This is a genomic window from Streptomyces sp. NPDC002276, from assembly GCF_053891435.1.
This window is the reverse complement of record NZ_JBSFCQ010000071.1, coordinates 1-1,039: the sequence shown is the minus strand read 5'-3', so window position 1 is coordinate 1,039 and position 1,039 is coordinate 1. Positions and strand designations below refer to the sequence as shown.

General features: G+C 68.8%; 2 protein-coding genes. Both read left to right on the top strand.

Features of this window, described 5'->3' with window-relative positions:
- The first annotated feature begins 54 nt into the window (after window positions 1-54).
- Entirely contained in the window at window positions 55-486 is a 432-nt protein-coding gene (locus ACWIHT_RS47245) for an ATP-binding protein (protein ID WP_456174838.1), read from the top strand.
- A 205-nt stretch (window positions 487-691) separates the two neighbouring features.
- The coding region (locus ACWIHT_RS47240) for a helix-turn-helix domain-containing protein (RefSeq protein WP_456174836.1) at window positions 692-1,039 on the top strand (348 nt) is incomplete at its 3' end.

Sequence of the window (1,039 nt, the reverse complement as noted above, 5' to 3'; positions counted from 1 at the left end):
CAGGGAACCTCCACCCCCGAAACCCAACCCACCTACTCCACGCGCAACTTCAGCGTGCAGCTGTCCTCCACCCCACGAGGCGCCCGCCTGGCCCGCCTCCTCGCGACGGAACAACTCCGCGCCTGGGGACTCCCCTTGGACCCCGCCCGCCAACTCGTCGCCGAACTCGCCACCAACGCGAGCACCCACGGCCGCGTCCCCGGCCGGGACTTCAGACTCATGCTCTGCGTCATCGCCACCACCCTGCGCATCGAGGTCACCGACACCCGCGACGACCTCCCACCCTGCCCCCAAGACGCCACGCCGGACGGGGAGTCGGGCCGCGGCCTGCTGCTCGTCGACGCCCTCGCCGACCGCTGGGGCTGGGCCCCCGCCCGACGCCCCCGCAAAACCGTCTGGGCCGAACTCGTCCTCGCCCCCGCACCGGACTCCGAAAACCCGAACTCCGGTGAAGGTGACGCCCTTTCCCAAGAACCACGACGGTGAAAGAACCCCCACCAAACCCCACCCCACCCTCCCGCCGACAGGACGTCGATTCACCCATGTGGGTGAACATGACCAACTCGACTGGATTCCGGGCAGGTTGCGTGATCTACGCTCAGCGCAACACAACCGCAGACATACAACGGCCCTCGCCGGGACGGCAATCCCAAGGCGAGGGCCTAACCACCAAGGAAGAGAACGCTTCCCGATGGATACGCACGACATTACCGCGCCCCCGCACGCCCGGTCCCGGCACACCGCCGACAAACACCCGAACCAGCGGCACCATGCGGCGACACCCGGAGTGGGACTCACCCACGACAACTCCCGCCACACCACCCGCTTCACGGTCATCGGCAACCACCTCGCCCAACACCCGCAGTTGTCCGCCCTGGCGATCGGACTCGGCGTCCACATCCAGTCCCTCCCCACAGGCGCCCGCACCGACATCAACACCCTCGCCACCCGCTTCCCCGAGGGCAAAACCCGAATCGCCGCCGCCCTACGCGAGCTGGAGACCCACGGCTACCTCCGCCGCGAACGCCACCGCATCCCC